This window comes from Enterococcus sp. M190262 (assembly GCF_005843965.1).
GTDB classification, from domain to species: Bacteria; Bacillota; Bacilli; order Lactobacillales; family Enterococcaceae; genus Enterococcus_D; species Enterococcus_D gallinarum.
This window is the reverse complement of record NZ_CP040461.1, coordinates 1,435,477-1,451,330: the sequence shown is the minus strand read 5'-3', so window position 1 is coordinate 1,451,330 and position 15,854 is coordinate 1,435,477. Positions and strand designations below refer to the sequence as shown.

General features: G+C 41.0%; 15 protein-coding genes. 2 read left to right on the top strand and 13 right to left on the bottom strand.

Going from position 1 to position 15,854, the window contains the following annotated elements; all coding sequences use genetic code 11:
• Nucleotides 1-21: 21 nt before the first annotated feature.
• From FE005_RS06815 to FE005_RS06800, 4 genes are all read right to left on the bottom strand, one after another.
• Nucleotides 22-1,812, bottom strand: coding sequence for a glycoside hydrolase family 2 protein (locus FE005_RS06815; protein ID WP_138371515.1), 1,791 nt, complete (start codon nucleotides 1,810-1,812; stop codon nucleotides 22-24).
• Nucleotides 1,813-1,831: 19 nt separating this feature from the next.
• Nucleotides 1,832-2,665, bottom strand: coding sequence for a carbohydrate ABC transporter permease (locus tag FE005_RS06810; protein WP_003128734.1), 834 nt, complete (start codon nucleotides 2,663-2,665; stop codon nucleotides 1,832-1,834).
• A 9-nt stretch (nucleotides 2,666-2,674) separates the two neighbouring features.
• A complete protein-coding gene (locus FE005_RS06805; protein ID WP_003128733.1) occupies nucleotides 2,675-3,556 on the bottom strand; it encodes a carbohydrate ABC transporter permease in 882 nt (293 codons plus the stop codon).
• A gap of 221 nt (nucleotides 3,557-3,777) precedes the next feature.
• A complete protein-coding gene (locus FE005_RS06800; RefSeq protein ID WP_138371514.1) occupies nucleotides 3,778-5,022 on the bottom strand; it encodes an extracellular solute-binding protein in 1,245 nt (414 codons plus the stop codon).
• 246 nt (nucleotides 5,023-5,268) lie between these two features.
• Between FE005_RS06800 and FE005_RS06795 the strand changes: the two genes are divergently transcribed.
• On the top strand, nucleotides 5,269-6,177 hold the full coding sequence (locus FE005_RS06795) for a transcriptional regulator (RefSeq protein ID WP_138371513.1): 909 nt from the start codon (nucleotides 5,269-5,271) through the stop codon (nucleotides 6,175-6,177).
• Between the two features lie 125 nt (nucleotides 6,178-6,302).
• Here the strand turns inward: FE005_RS06795 and FE005_RS06790 are convergent, their stop codons facing one another.
• From FE005_RS06790 to FE005_RS06765, 6 genes are all read right to left on the bottom strand, one after another.
• Complete coding sequence (locus FE005_RS06790; RefSeq protein ID WP_138371512.1) at nucleotides 6,303-7,340, bottom strand: Gfo/Idh/MocA family protein; 1,038 nt, start codon at nucleotides 7,338-7,340, stop codon at nucleotides 6,303-6,305.
• Nucleotides 7,341-7,355: 15 nt separating this feature from the next.
• A complete protein-coding gene (locus FE005_RS06785; RefSeq protein ID WP_138371511.1) occupies nucleotides 7,356-8,324 on the bottom strand; it encodes a sugar phosphate isomerase/epimerase in 969 nt (322 codons plus the stop codon).
• Nucleotides 8,321-9,040 carry a ThuA domain-containing protein gene (locus FE005_RS06780; RefSeq protein WP_138371510.1) on the bottom strand — a complete coding sequence of 240 codons (720 nt, stop codon included), beginning with the start codon at nucleotides 9,038-9,040 and terminating at the stop codon, nucleotides 8,321-8,323. Before FE005_RS06780 ends, FE005_RS06785 begins: the two co-directional genes overlap by 4 nt.
• Nucleotides 9,037-9,786 (bottom strand): sugar phosphate isomerase/epimerase, encoded by a 750-nt coding sequence (locus FE005_RS06775; RefSeq protein WP_138371509.1) that lies wholly within the window; start codon nucleotides 9,784-9,786, stop codon nucleotides 9,037-9,039. Before FE005_RS06775 ends, FE005_RS06780 begins: the two co-directional genes overlap by 4 nt.
• Nucleotides 9,787-9,812: 26 nt before the next feature.
• Entirely contained in the window at nucleotides 9,813-10,886 is a 1,074-nt protein-coding gene (locus FE005_RS06770; protein WP_003128720.1) for a Gfo/Idh/MocA family protein, read from the bottom strand.
• Nucleotides 10,887-11,149: 263 nt separating this feature from the next.
• Nucleotides 11,150-12,013 (bottom strand): AraC family transcriptional regulator, encoded by an 864-nt coding sequence (locus tag FE005_RS06765; protein ID WP_003128718.1) that lies wholly within the window; start codon nucleotides 12,011-12,013, stop codon nucleotides 11,150-11,152.
• Nucleotides 12,014-12,150: 137 nt separating this feature from the next.
• On the opposite strand from FE005_RS06765, the gene FE005_RS06760 reads away from it, so the two are divergent.
• The gene (locus FE005_RS06760; RefSeq protein WP_103300381.1) at nucleotides 12,151-12,939 is read left to right on the top strand and encodes a PHP domain-containing protein; all 789 of its coding nucleotides are present in this window, start codon (nucleotides 12,151-12,153) and stop codon (nucleotides 12,937-12,939) included.
• A 181-nt stretch (nucleotides 12,940-13,120) separates the two neighbouring features.
• Here FE005_RS06760 and FE005_RS06755 read toward each other — a convergent pair whose 3' ends face one another.
• The 3 genes from FE005_RS06755 to FE005_RS06745 form a co-directional block, all read right to left on the bottom strand.
• Complete coding sequence (locus FE005_RS06755; protein WP_138371508.1) at nucleotides 13,121-14,083, bottom strand: hypothetical protein; 963 nt, start codon at nucleotides 14,081-14,083, stop codon at nucleotides 13,121-13,123.
• 128 nt (nucleotides 14,084-14,211) lie between these two features.
• A complete protein-coding gene (locus FE005_RS06750) occupies nucleotides 14,212-14,736 on the bottom strand; it encodes a D-lyxose/D-mannose family sugar isomerase (protein ID WP_138371507.1) in 525 nt (174 codons plus the stop codon).
• A 17-nt stretch (nucleotides 14,737-14,753) separates the two neighbouring features.
• Nucleotides 14,754-15,848, bottom strand: coding sequence for a PTS fructose transporter subunit IIC (locus tag FE005_RS06745; RefSeq protein WP_138371506.1), 1,095 nt, complete (start codon nucleotides 15,846-15,848; stop codon nucleotides 14,754-14,756).
• Between the last annotated feature and the right edge of the window lie 6 nt (nucleotides 15,849-15,854).

Here is a 15,854-nt window from a genome sequence, read left to right as displayed (position 1 = left end):
TCCAATGTTACCGTCTGAATATCATTCAACTTGAGAAACATGAAATTGATCATTGATAGCTTTGATTGCTGCCAAGTCCACTTTAGGCTGACGGTCATAAGTCAATAACCCATTGATCTCCTGTTCGACATCGGTCAATTGCGTATAGCAATATCCCCAGAGCCCTACTGAAGCATAGACAGCCGACAGCACCCGTTGGTAGTCCTTTAAGAATTCAACTTCATTGTCGACTGACGTATACCCCCAACCTGGTTGTCCCGATACATCAAAGCCGATGCCACCAAATTCCGTTAACAAGATTGGTTGCTCCTGATAAGAAAAGCCGTTGGCAAAAATCGGCCATGGAGTAGAAAGCCGCTTAATCAGATTTTCGCGAGTCCGGAGGGTTTCTTTAAAGTAATCATATTTCTCAGTTTCTTCTTTTTGGCCATGGGCATAGTTGTGAATGGCGCAAATATCTGTTTCTGTCATTGCCCAACCATCATTTGAGATCACTAATCGTGTTTTATCCAATGCATGCAAGAAATGATACATTGCTTGAGAGAAATGTTGCTGTGTTCGGTCAAAGGAAATCTTTGGCACGCCCCAGCTTTCATTGATCGGCACCCAAGTCACAATGGAGGGATGGCTAATGTCTCTGGCAATGATCTCGGTCCATTCCCGCATCAGTCGTTCAACAGAATCTTCATTGTAAATCGCCGGAGCCGCACATTCTCCCCAAACCAGAAAACCTAACTGATCCGCCCAGTACAAAAAGCGCGGATCTTCTGTTTTTTGATGTTTGCGGCAACCATTGAAGCCCATTTCTTTTGCTAGTAAGATGTCTTTTTTAAAGTCTTCATCTGACGGTGCAGTCAAGAGGCCACTAGGCCAGTACCCTTGATCCAAAATCAACTTTTGATAGTAAGGTTTGTTGTTCAAATAGACCATGCCGTTTTCCGTATGGATTTTACGCATGCCGAAATAACTTTTCAGGTAGTCAATTGTTTCTCCATCGTTGATTAAAGAAAGTTTAATATCAAATAACTGGGGATTTTCCGGTGTCCAAGACCAACCGTCATGATGGAAATTGCTTCTGAAAATATGTTCCTGAAAAAGATCGACATTGAACTTCATTTTTGCCGAATCTGCAGACAGTCTCCCCGCTGCGATTAGCTGTTCTTTAAAAGAGATCCGATAGTCCAGTTCACACTGCGGCTGGAACTGATTCAAGATCGTTTCAACAGTCACGGTCCCCTCATCCAAATTTGGAGTCAGATTGATTTCTTTCAAATAAGTCTCTGAAACGACTTCCAGCCATACTGGCTGCCAAATCCCGGTAGAATTCGTATACCAGATACCAGCAGATTCTGTCTCCCAGAATTGTTTTCCTCGAGGAATACTTTCATCTGCATGAGGATCAAATGCACGCACACTTATCGCTTGCTGACCGTCGACCAAATAATCGGTAATATCTACTTCAAAAGAGGTATGACCGCCTTGATGATTCGTTACATGACAACCATTGACAAAGACATCCGCCTCGTAATCCACCGCACCAAAATGCAAGACTACACGTTGACTGTCCATTGCCTGCACTGTGAATGTCCGGTAATACCAGACAATATCGTGAGGTTCTCGTTGGTTGATCCCGCTCAATTCGCTTTGATAGACGAAGGGCACCTTGATTCTATGCGGATAGGCTTCCTCCTCTTGATACCATTTCTCTTTTAGTCCTACATTTTTATCATCAAAGGCGAAGTGCCATTCTCCATTTAAATTCAGCCAGTTCTCTCGTTGAAACTGGGGTCTAGGGTATTCATTTCTGCTCATAGTTCCTCCAAAAAACAATTTATTTTATACCACTTTGCAATGACATTGATTCCATGAAACTCTTTTGCGCCACTAAATATAAAAGGAATGTCGGGATCAATGCTAAAAGAGCTCCTGCAGCTCCTACTCCCGGATACGTCATATATTGCCCTTGCAGCAACTGAAGTCCCGGCGTGATAGGCAGTTTATCAATATCGCTCATAACGATAGAAGGCCACAAGAAGTCGTTCCACGAACCAGTAAAACTAAATAACGCAACGACGGTTAAAACCGGCTTGATCAGCGGCAGAATAATATGATAAAAAATCTGAAATTCATTGGCCCCATCGATTACAGCCGACTCATCCAATTCTTTAGGAATCCCTAAGATAAACTGACGAACTAGAAAAATGTTATAGACACCTGCTGCGCCAGGAACGATCACGGCTAGAAACGTGTTGGTCCAGCCTAATGTATCCACGATTTTGAAATTGGGAATCAAATTGACGACACCAGGAAACATCATCGTTCCCAGCAATAATGCAAAAATCAAGTCTCGACCTTTAAACGTCAGCCGTGTATAGCCATAAGCCGCAAAAGAAACGATCACCATCACCAACAATGTGTGGGCTGTTGAAATGATCATCGAATTCAAAAACCAGCGAAAGACTGGCGATGAATCATTCCCCTGCAACAACCCTAAAAAGTTTGCGAAGGTCCACTCTTTAGGAATCAGGCTAAAGCCAACTTTTTGGATCTCAGCATCTGATTTGAAAGAGGTAAAAATAGCCCATATCAGAGGAAAAATCCAGACAATACAAACAATAGCTAATACGATAAATGCGACTCTTTTTCCTACTTTATTTTCTCGCATGGCTGTCCCTTACCTCTCTAATTTTTTGATCATGATAAATTGAAAGACCGAAACGATCATGATAACGATCCCTAGTAAAATCGCCATCGCCGATGACATACCGGCAACGGACGTACTACTGCCAAAAGCATTCTCTTGAATATACATCATGAGTACTCTCGTCGAATTGTTCGGACCACCCCCGGTCAGCATCAATGGCTGTCCATAAATATTGAATTGAGCAATTGTCGTCATGACTGTTGTAAAAATCAGCTGATTCCGAATACTCGGCAACGAAATCCGGAAAAACTTCACTACACTGCTGGCTCCGTCAAGCTCGGCTGCCTCCATTTGTTCCCTGGGCACACCGTTCAACGCAGCTACATAAATGATCAAATTTCCTCCTAATGTCCACCAAATCGTTACGATCAAAATCGCGATCCAGGCCCATGGTTGTGTCCCGACAAAATTGATATCTATCCCAAAAACTTCTTTGATGGGGCCAAAGGATTTACTTAACAGAAACCCCCAGATGATCATTACAGCAGAGATGGCAAACAATGTCGGCAAGTAAAGAACCGATTGAAAAAAGCGCATCATCTTTGGCTTTGCGGACAATGCAACAGCTAATAGCAATGGAATCGCGATACACAGAGGTACTGATATCACTGCAAAGAATAGCGTGTTTTTCATCCCATTGAAAAATTGCGTATGATACAGCGAGTCTTGATCAAATAGAATCGTCTTAAAATTGTCTAAACCAATAAAAATCGGTGAACTAAAAAGATCCCATTCGGTAAAGGAAACATAAACACCAATTACAGCAGGAACCAAAAAGAATAAAATAAAAAGAATCATGTGGGGACCGATAAACAAAACGGGCCAACCACTGAGCTTTTTTTTGCTACTCATACATTACGCATCCTTTCATGCCTTGATAAAATCGACTAGAAAAAGACTGTGACAAAAACCACTTCTGCATGGAAGATGCTCTTTCGTGTAAGTTGCCAAGCTAACCAGATCAAAAGGCCACTCTTTGAGAAATCTTATATGAGTCCTCTTTTGGTATGTGCCTTCTCGACATGTCTGAGCACTATCTTCTTTGCCTTCAGCTTTTGTCACAGACCCTGCGATTATTTCATTTTCTCTTCCACGACTTTTTGGATTTCACCAAAGGTATCTTTAATATCGGCTTTTCCAGTGATCATGTCCCAAGAACGATTATCGTATTCATCAAAAATGTAAGACAATCCATCGACTGCATTCACAGAGATCGCCGCCTGTCCTTTTTCTGTTTTCAACAAGAAAGATTGCGGCATCTTGACATATTCCTCATTGTCAAGCATCGCTAGTGAAGTTGGATTGGCGCCAGATTTCACCCATTCTAACTGGTTTGCCTGCAACCAAGTCAAGAAATCCACCATTCCCTCTTTCTTTTCATCAGACCGTTCTTCTTTTGTCTTAAACATCGCAAACTGATCAACTCCCGATCCTTGAACGATATTTTCCGCATCCCATTGCGGTGTAAAGGTTTCGCCCCACTCAAAGTCACTGATTTCTTCCATATTGCTCAACATCCACGTTCCTTCTGGCAAGAAGATCAGCTGTTGATTCGCAAAAAGTTTATTGGCATCTTCCCCATCTGGCACCATATAGCCCGCATCATATAAATTTTTGAATTCCTGTACCGTGTTATACGAATACTCATTATCGATATTGATCTTGCCATCTTGATCTTGCCATTGTCCGCCCATTTGCTGATATAGATTGGAATAATTCTGCATCCCCCAGGTATAACCAAAGCTATAAACGCCATCTGCTTTTGCTTTTTCACCTGCCTGATTTATTTCTTCATAAGTCACGATGCCATCATCTAATGCTCCAGGAATGTATTTGTCTACCAGATCTTTGTTGTAATACAGGACCCACGACCCCATGGTGGCTGGGATCCCATACTGGCTGTCCTCAAGAGTACCGGTATCCCAAGCTGCTTCAACATAATTGCTGCGATCTAGCTCTGTACCTTTGATCATGTCATCCCAAGAATCCAGCATCTCTTGGTTCTTATAGGTGGGAAGTGCTTCTGAAGCGACTAAAGCCAAATCTGGTACACCTTTCCCCGATTTACCTGCTGTAGTTAGTTTTGAGGTGAAGGTATCCCCTTGCATACTCACTAATTTCACTTTGAAATCCGGATCCGTCGCATTGTATTCGTCAATCGTCTTTTTGATTTTCTCCCCATCTGGTCCAGTTGTGGATGACCATAACAAAATTTCAGAACTCTTGCTTGAGTTGCCGCCGCCACTTCCACATGCTGACAATACGATGCCACACAGCAACGTCGCCCCTACTACCATAGCTGCTTTACTAAATTTCATTTTTCCACACTCCTATTATTTAACTTATTTGTAAAACGATATTCCGACTCACTTTACTTTTTTCAACAACAATAAAAACCAAACTGTTTACACCGTTAAATTAACATCAAAATAAAGCGCTGTCAACAGCTATTTAACAACTAAAATAAAATATTTATATCGTTTAACTATAGTGTAAAATCATCAAGTTATGTTATAATAAACCTGCGCAATCGATTAACTAAAAAGTATAACGAGGTGAATAGAATGGAATTAAATTTAGAGAAAACTTCTTTACCGGTTTATGAAGCTTTAGCCAATGAGACGCGTTTGGCAATTTTGAGAGAGTTAGGCGGGGAAAGAAAAAGCATCAGTGAGATTGGGGAAAAACTGGCAATCAGCAACGCACTCATGACCAAGCACATCAAAAAATTAGAGCAGGCACAATTGATCAGATTAGAAAAAGGAACGGGAAAAGATTGGAAAAAGAAGTTTCTAGCTTTAAAGACTGATTTCATCAACATCAACTTCCCCGAAAAAGTATTTCCAGAAATGAATTTGACTTCATTACCTGTGAAAATTGGTCACTTCACTGATTTTAGAGCCGAAGCTTCTTGTGGAATGGCTACAAAAGATCGTCTGATCGGCGCATTGGATGATCCTAAATCCTTTTTGGCACAAGAACGAGTAGATGCCAGTATTATCTGGTTAAACAATGGATTCTTAGAGTACAAAATTCCGAAACCGCTAAAAAATGGGGAAAAAATCGAAATGCTGGAAATCAGCATGGAGATTGCTTCTGAATTCCCTATTTCCAATAATTATTGGCCGAGTGATATTTCTTTCTATATCAACGATGTCTGTTTAGGAACCTATACTGTTCCAGGAAACTTTTCAGATGTACGGGGGGCATTGACCCCTCAATGGTGGATCGATGAGTTCAGTCAATACGGCTTGTTGAAACATCTGCGGATCAACCGTTTTGATACTTCGATCGACGGAGAAAAACTGACCGACCATAACTTAAGCGAGATCGATTTGGATCACAGTGATTTCTTTACATTCAAAATTGCAGCACCGTCAACCGCAGAAAACGCTGGCGGTCTAACTATTTTTGGCGATCGTTGGGGCAATTACCCGCAGGATCTGCTTTTCAATTTTTATATTTCGGAATAAAAAAAAGACACAGGCAAACAATCACCTGCATCACTTGATGATCTCTGTTAACTCTCCTTTGACTGCAAGATTTAACAGGGATCATTTGCTATGGCGGGATTCGTTTTTCTGTGTCTTGATTGCTCTTATTTTGCGCTGGCTACGGCAAAGATTCGTTCGATCAATTCCATGACGTTGCGAACTTCTTCATTTTTGACAATTGGTTCAGCACCGTGACGGACTACATGATAAAAATTCTTGTAGAAAGGATCAAAATCGGCTTTCGCTTCTGGAAATGGGATTGATTCTGCAGCCAATTCAGATGGCGGTGCCATTGTTTTCGTTAATCCAACACCTGCTTGGACAGGTTTAGGTGCGGCAACATCTTCGCGGCCAGTTGCCCGAACCATCTCACCATTCAATGCCCAATCTTGGATCGTAGCAGTTCCTTCAATTCCCTTAATGTACCAGCGAGGCAATTGGGTGTAATTGGAGGTCCCAACTTCCACGATTGCTTTGACACCATTTTCAAATGTGATCAAAGCAAAGAATCCATCGTCGACTTCTTCTCCCAGAATATAGCTTAAGTCAGCTTTCACATCTTTCACTGGACTGTCCACTAACCAAAGTATTTGATCCAACAAGTGAACGCCCCAGTCTAATACCATGCCGCCTCCTTGTTTTTTCACATGGCGCCAATCACCTGGGATGCCATTTGCACCTTGGACCCGTGATTCGATTTGGAAAAGATCACCGATCTGCCTATTACGATATAAATCGCGAACGATCAGAAAGTCTGGATCCCAGCGACGGTTTTGATGGACCATAAATGTATTGCCTGTTTCTTTGGCCACAGCAACGATTTCGTCTAGTTCAGCAGTGTTTAAAGCAACAGGTTTCTCACATACAACATGCTTACCCGCTCTGAGGGCTGCGATCGACAAATCCTTATGCAAATCATTCGGCGTTGCGATCAGCACTGCTTCAATGGTTTCATCTGCTAAGACTTCTTCATAACTTTTATAGATTTTATGCCCTTTTTCTTGTGAAATAGCTTGTCTTTCTTCCGAAATATCATAGGTTCCCACAATATGGATCCGTTCATTTTCATTCGGCAGGATGTTGTGCACATGGTAAGCACCCATACCGCCATAACCGATGACAACAAAATTGATTGCACTCATTTTCTATACTCCTCGTTACACCCACCACATTGCGGATGGTTCTTCTTTGATCATAATCGATTTCAAATTAGTGATTGCTCGGTTCAATCCTTCATCAACAGACATGATTGGATCTTCATGCTCGATACTCAAGACATAATCATACCCATAGATCCGCAATGCGGAAATGATGTCCGACCAAACTTGCAAGCTGTGCCCGCAGCCAACAGAGCGGAAAGTCCAAGCTCTTGTTTTGACATTGCTGTATGGCTGCATGTCTGTCAACCCATGCATGTTGATATTATCTTGATCAAGATACGTATCTTTGGCATGAAAATGATGAATCGCATCTGCTTCACCTAAAATCTTGACTGCTGCCACTGGATCGATCCCTTGCCACCACAAATGGCTTGGATCAAGGTTACAACTAATTGCTTTACCTGCAGCGTCGCGAAGTTTTAACATCGTATAAGGCGTATGAGCCAAGAATCCGCCATGCAGCTCAATACCGATTTTTACACCAGCAGCTTCTGCCTCGGTATTGATTTCTTTCCAATAAGGGATCAGCTTTTGCTCCCATTGATAGTTGTAATTATCATCGTATTCCGTTGGCCATGGCAGAACAGGCCAGTTGACTTGCGTGTCTGTTGCATTTCCTCCCGAAACACCAGAGAATCCATTGACGACAGGGACATTCATCAAACTGGCCAGCTTGATCGTTTTGCGTAATAATTCATCTGCTTCCTGCGCTTCATTTTTTAAAGGTGAAATGGGATTGTTGTGACAGCTTAACGCCGAGATTTCTAGTCCTTTGTCGGCTAATTTAGCTAAATATTCTTTCCGGTCTGCTTCACTAGCAAGCAACTTATCGATATCCAAGTGGGCATTGCCTGGAGAACCTCCTGTACCGATCTCAACTGTCTGCAATCCTTTTTCTGCAACTTCTGTGATCATTTCTTCAAAAGTTAAATGATTGAATAATGGCGTAAATACTCCTAATTTCATTTGCCTACCTCCTCATTGGCTTGATAATGGCCGTACGTTGGGTACGTATTTTCTGTTGGTGCGCACCAACGTGCCGCGTTTTTGATAACTTTTTGTACTTTTTCGTTGTAATAACTCGGAAACGTCTCATGCCCAGGTTGGAAATAAAAGATCTTGCCATTGCCACGACGGAAGGTGCAGCCGCTGCGGAAGACTTCGCCTCCTGGGAACCAGCTAACAAAGATCAATTCGTCTGGAGTTGGGATGTCAAAGTGTTCCCCATACATTTCTTCTTTCTCAAGTTCAATAAATTCGCCGACACCTTCTACGATTGGATGACTCGGGTTGATATTCCAAATTCGACAATGCTGATCATCCACGCTCCATTTCAAGTCACAGGAAGTGCCCATCAATTTCTTGAAGACTTTTGAGAAGTGACCAGAATGGAGGACAATCAGACCCATTCCTTCTAACACCCGTTGTTGAACGCGCTGAACGATTTCGTCTTGTACTTCATCATGGGCCATATGCCCCCACCAAACGAGCACATCGGTATCAGCTAATACTTCGTTTGTTAATCCGTGTTCTGGTTCATCCAAGGTTGCTGTGCGAACTTGAAAATCATCTGCTTGCAAAAAGGCAGCGATTTGTCCGTGGATTCCTTCGGGATACATTGCCTGAACGGTTTCATCTGTTTTTTCGTGTCTAAATTCATTCCAAACAGTGACATGGATCATTGGTAAACCTCCTCAACGATAGCTTTTAATTGCAAATAATCGATGGCCGTCGCTTCTAAAGGTGCGTATTTTTGGAACGCTTCTTGTTCCACGATCAACCAAGGCAATTGGAATTGTTGCGCAACTGTGACATAGTCCTTGATAGGTAAAATGCCATTATTGATTTCTGTGCTTTCTTTTGGTTCTTCCTGCATATCTTTGATATGCAAAAGACCAACGGACTCTTGATGTTCTTTCAACCAAGTGAAAACATCAGTGCCGGAATAAGCGATCCAATAAAGATCTGCTTCTAATTTAAGTGCTGGATTTTCAGCTAACAATTCTTCAATCATTGATTTATTAGGAATCTCGGTAAATTCATGGGCATGATTGTGATAGTAGCATTCAAAGCCCTGAGCAGCTGCTTTCTTAGCAACTTCTGCAAACTCTCGGGCAAACTGTTGCCATTCTGCGAATGTCTCAAATGAAGCATATGGAACCACGAGTCGGTGATTCCCGATCGCTTTTTCATAGGCCAGTGTTGCTTCAAAATGATCCCGCAATGTTTCAAAGGGTAGATGAGAAGCAGCAACTTCCAAGTCGTATTCTTTTAGCGCGTTTGCGACCTCTGTTGCGGAATAACCGTAGTAACCCGCGAATTCGACTCCGTCATACCCGCTTTTTTTGACACTTTCAAGTGCTTGGAACAAGTCTTCTTTACACGCTTCTTGGATGCTCCATAACTGTAGTCCGATTTTTGGTTTCATGCTTTGCTCCTTTTTAGCGACTGCTTTTACAAGTAGACCGGTTCGCCAGTTGCTGAGGATTTGTAGATCGCTTCTAAAATCTCAGTAACTACCATTGCCTCTTCCGGCTTGACCACAGGTTCTGTGTCATTGATGATGGCGTTGATCCAAGATTGTGCTTCCAAGATTTCAGGCGTTTCGCCGTCCCCTTCATAGAAGTCGACACCACCAGTTTCCAACTCAATATTTTTTTCATACAACAAACTATGGTCTTCGCCATTGATTGTTAAGCCATTATTCATATCCGCGCCAGCTTTGCTGCCCATCAATGTTGTTTTTGCTTCTTTGACATCTAAACTGTTCAACGCCCAGCTAGCTTCCAAGAAAATCGTTGCGCCATTTTCCATCACGACAAATCCAAAAGCAGAGTCTTCTACCGAAAACTTCTCTGGATCCCATGACCCCCAAGCGTTCGCTGCATTCTTTGTCTGAGATAATTCATGGTAAGCTTTTCCGACAACAAATTTAGGTTGGTAGTTATTCATCATCCACAATGTTAAATCAAGAGCATGCGTACCGATGTCGATCAATGGTCCGCCGCCTTGAGCTTCTTCGTCTAGAAAGACGCCCCAAGTTGGTACGGCACGACGACGGATGGCATGGGCTTTCCCAAAATAGATATTGCCTAATTGTCCTTCCGCACAAACCTCGTGCAAGTAGCGGGAATCTTTTCTAAAACGATTTTGATAACCGATCGTTAATTTTTTGCCTGTTCGATTAGCGGCATCGATCATTGCTTTTGCTTCTTCTGTCGTTTTTGCCATTGGTTTTTCGCACATTACATGGCAATCTGCTTCTAATGCTGCGATAGACAATTCCGCGTGAGAAGCATTTGGTGTACAAACATGCACAACATCTAATTCAGCTTCTGCTAACATTTCTTTGTAGTCGCTGAATACCTGGGCATCCTCTGTACCGAAAGCTGTTTTAGCTTCCACTGCTCGTTCGACGATCAAATCACAAAATGCGACCATTTCCGCTTCTTTTACTTGTGATAATGCCGGCATGTGTTTGCCATTCGCAATCCCACCGCAACCAATGATTCCAATTCTTACTGTCATCTCTTTCCTCCTGAAAACGCTTATTATTTTCTACTCATTCATTATAGCGAAAGGATTTGACAGGTTCTTCCCAATTTCCTCTTAAAAAATTCCCGAAATTTATCTTATGGAACTCTCACTAAAACGAAACAAAGACTCCTTCACACCAAATAAAAACACCCAAACAAACAGTGAACAGCCACTTAAAAATTGCGCTTGTTCAAGGGTTCGAGTGATTGACAAGATTGGCTCGTTGATCTAGCTTTCATCAAGTATTCAATTATTTAATTGTTTAATTGTTTCTGATACTGCAATGGGGATTGTCCTACGGTCTCTTTGAACACGTGATGGAACGTTTTGACACTGGCAAATCCGGCTTTTTCCGCTACTTCTGCCATTGGAAGTTTCTCGTTTGCCAAAATGAATTTGGCTTGATTGATCCGGTATTCCGTCAGAAACTGCATGAATGTTTTTCCAGTATTCGTCTTAAAAAAGCGGGTAAAGTAATGGGGACTGAAGCCAACATGCTTCGCTGTTTCTTCCATCGTTAAGACATCTTGGTAATGGGATTCAATATATTCAAACACTTCATCCAGACGTTGCAGCGTTTCTTTGTATTGAGCTGCAGAACGTTTCAAAGGAGCGATCTTTTTGGCACGTGGCGGCAACCCTTGATAACATTCGCCGATCAACTGATACAAAAATCCCATCGTCAAATAGCGTTTACCAGCTACTTGCTCTTCCTCTAACTGGTAGAGTTCGATCAACAATCCTGTGATTTTTTCGGTAAAACTGACTGGCCAATGCTTGCTGTGGGGTTCCCCCTCATCAAAAAGCGTCTTTAAAGAAAGTTCTTTTTCTCGCAAAATGGTTTCATCAAACAGCGCGAAATCAAACTGATACACATACCGCTCACTCTCTGGAGAAGCCAAAAAATAGTGCGGCTGACCGCTGGCAAAAATGTACAGCTCGCCTTCTTCCAACTCAATGATCTCATCAGCTACCCCAATATTGACTTTTCCTCGTTTCGCATAAATCAGCTCGATTTCTTTATGTACATGGGGATAAACGATCGTCAGCCCATCATTAAGGAATGTCCGAAAGCGAAAATCGCTTTCAAATTCTGGAATCTCAAGATACATACTCATACTGCTATTTACTCCTTTGCTTCCATTCTCATCCATTATAGAACAAAGAGTTTTTGTACGAAATGCTTTTCTGATTTTTTATGAAAAAATAGTCGCTGCTCGCTTTTTATGGTATCTTGTACAAAAAGGAGGTTATTATGAATTACTACGATCAGCATTTGCATACTTTTTTATCTTTTGATTCAGAAGAACGCTTCGAAAATTATTTAGCTTTTCAACCGGAATTTTTTGTGGCGACTGACCACTTTGATCTCAAGAACCCTTATTCAAATTATCGCGATGATATTCCCGATTATGAACAGCTTCAACAATGCCATCAGACTTTACAGGAACAAACAGCAACGAAACTTTTGAAAGGGATCGAAATCGGTGTCGTTCCTGGGCAAGAAACACAAATACGCGACTATCTGGATCAGCATCCTTATGACCTGAAGTTAGTGAGCATCCATCAAAACGGTTCCTTTGACTATATGGATGATGCCGTATTGGAGAAAGACAAACTTACCGTCGTCAAGTCTTATTTTGATCAGATGGCCACAGTTTTAGATACTTTTTCTGACGGACATATCCTGACCCATTTTGACTACGGGTTGCGGCGCTTCGACTTTACAGCAGAAGAACTTGCACAGCATTTCGAAAAAGAACTGACCGTTATTTTCAAGAAAGTCGTCGCTCGCGAGCTAGCTTTTGAAGTCAATGCCAAAAGCTTTGGTTCTTATCAAAATGCATCACTTTACGAATATGCGATCCCACTCTATCAAAGTGTGGGGGGCAAACTCTTTACACTAGGTTCAGATGCTCATAAGTCCAGTGATTATCGCTTGTTATTTGCCGAAATGAGCCAGATGCTGCGCTCCTTTGGTGTAGAACAATTGGCCGTCTTTCAAGGAACCGAAAGATACATGGCAGATCTGCCTGAAGGTTGAGGGAGGATGTAGCAAGCTTATCAGAAAAAACGGATATGAAAGAAACAAGTAAAACTATCTACTATATACAAACAATCCACATTACCGCTCTCGAAAAATTTCGCAAAACGGCAATGTGGATTGTCTTTTTAGTTTGCTTTTATCCTAACATAAAAACTGCTCTTCACTGGAAAAACTCGTTCTACTCAATGATGTACTCCGTAATCGAATAATAATTTTTGTCTAAATAGTCCGCCAGTTCATGAACATAATTAGGCCTTCTTTGCATCTCGAATGTAATGCCTTGATGTTTTTGTACTGGTGATCCAGAAACCAAATTCTGCTCAGCTATTTTATTTAGTGTATAAATCACAGCACATTCTTGATTTGAACGAATATGCAACCAGTTAGTTCGGGCACGATTCGACAGAGAAATCAATGGGTGCTGATTTCTTTTTTTGAAACAATACCCTAGATCTATGCCCCCACTACAAATCTTGGATAAATCCTCTTCTGAATCAAAAGCTTCCCCAATCCTCTTCTCAGTTGTAAAATCAAATTTTTGATAGCGCGTACAACTTTGAAAATCAATATATTCTCCTGTAGGAATGAACTGTTCATCGATAAGTTGGAGTTTTGCATCCGCCATCTTCAGTAAGTGATCCTCTATTGTTCTCTTTTCTCTATCTAGGTTAAAGTAAGCATGATTAGTCAAATTACATACTGTTGGAACTTCTGCTTCTCCTTCAATTTCTATGGCGAAAACATTTTTTTCTATACGATAACTGATTTTTATCGCCATTCTCTCATAGGGTCCGGAATTGTTATCTAATCTAAGTTCATAGGTCGTAAGATTCTTCTTGAAAATTCGAAACTCTCTAAGATGAAATCCAGCGGCTCCTCCATGTAAATGATTACCTTTTTCATTTTTGTCTAAAAGAATTGAATCTTTCTTATGAGATAGATAATAAGCAGGAAATGTTCTTCCTGCATTCCTTCCAATGATCGCACCAAAAAAATATGGATTAGTGCAATAATGCCATAAATCATCATAGGAGAGGACATAATTCGTTTTAGTCTTTTTGTTTATAATCTTAGTAATACAGCCTCCCATAGCTAAGAATTCAATTTGTATTTCATGATTTTCTAACGTATAACGTTTCATATCCCCCTCCCAAAAACATTGTTCATCTTCATAAAAGCTTAGACCACATATCAGCATTCAAATATCACAAACTTATCGTTTTTATTAACGATTATTTGAATCGTTTGTTTCTTTCTCACTAGTTCTCGTCAGAAATTTGTTGGTAAACGTTGGATATGTGGATTTGTAAAAATATCGCTAGCATCGTCACTAGGAGAAGAAAATTCTGAAATAACTGCACCTTCACTTGAAGCTTGAAACCAATGTTTCGTGTCGGGATCAATCGTATATTGTTGGCCTGGTAGCAACTCGATTTCATTAAAAACTGTATAAAAATTTTCCGTCTTTCGAGGAATCTGACTGCTTATCTTTCCTTTTTCTCCAGTTCCTTCTACATATAGATAGACTTTCCCACTTCGACATCGAAATGTTTCTTGTTTCCCTTTCTTGCTTCCGATCGAAGGATGAAGATGTTCTGGACAAGTTTGAAAAGGTAGCAGAACCATCTCTTTAGCACAATATCTCTCATTATTAATATAGACAATCAAATTCAATCCTTCTTCTGCAATATTGTTTAAACCAAAATCGGCATACTCGATTTGTTCTAATTCTTCTTTGGTAAAAGCAATAGGTATATTTTCGAAAAAACTTTTTACTTTCTTTTTATAATCCATCCCCTTCAATCCCACCTTTAACTGATTTTTAGCTCGTCCCAAGAGATGTCTTCTTCTTTTTCTTCAATAACTATTTCTGCATTGGGATCAACAGCTTTTTTCAAGACTATAATAGTAAGCGCAGTGGCTAAAGAACCGATAAACAAAGCACCGATAAATGCCCACGGACGAGTCATAGTAGGAATAGCAAACATACCTGAAGCTGGAATATGGCTATCGGCTCCCCAAAGCATGCTCAATCCGCCACCGATTGCTCCACCGATCCCTGTTGCAATAACATTTTTTACTAAATCATTTAAAACAATTGGAAAACATCCTTCTGTAATTTGACAGATTCCCATGGGGAACGCCGTTTTTAGCGCTTCTTTTTCTTGATTCGTGAAAATATTTTTTCTAATGACTTTCCCAATAAAAAAGGCCATCGTCAACCCAAATGGAGTTACCATAGAAGCAAGAATAAGTACTGTGATTGGTTCATAGATCCCTTCAGAAAAAAGTGCAAAAACAAACGCAAAAACAACTTTGTTGATAGCGCCTCCATAATCAATCGAAGCTAAGATACCTATGATTGCCCCATAAAGAAACAAAGAGTTTGTGTCTAATCCTCTCAAATAATTGGTCAATGATTCTGTTACCCATATAATAGGTGTCCCTACTATATAGTACATAATCACTCCGGCAATAAATGAACTAACAAAAGGGATAACCAAAGTTGGCATCAGGCCCTGCATCCATGCAGGAACGTGAATATAATGAATCATTAGTAATACGATTACTCCCGAAAAGTAGCCAGAAACAATTCCTCCCAAGAACCCCGTACCCGTACCATTAGCAACCATCCCAATAATCAATCCAGGAGCAATCCCTGGCTTATCTGCAATAGAATACGCAATAGCGGTTGAAACGATCATCGGAAGTAGTCCTAGGCCATATCCTCCCATAGTTGTCATAGCATCAGCAAATGTCCACGTTCCTTTAAAATCTTCGATGGTCGCTCCGCCCATCATATTCCCTATAGCCAAAAGAAAACCTGCAGCAACAACAATTGGTAAAAAAAACGAAATGGCGGTCATCAAATGTTTTTTGAATCCAACTTCTTTTATCAGTGTCATTTTTCG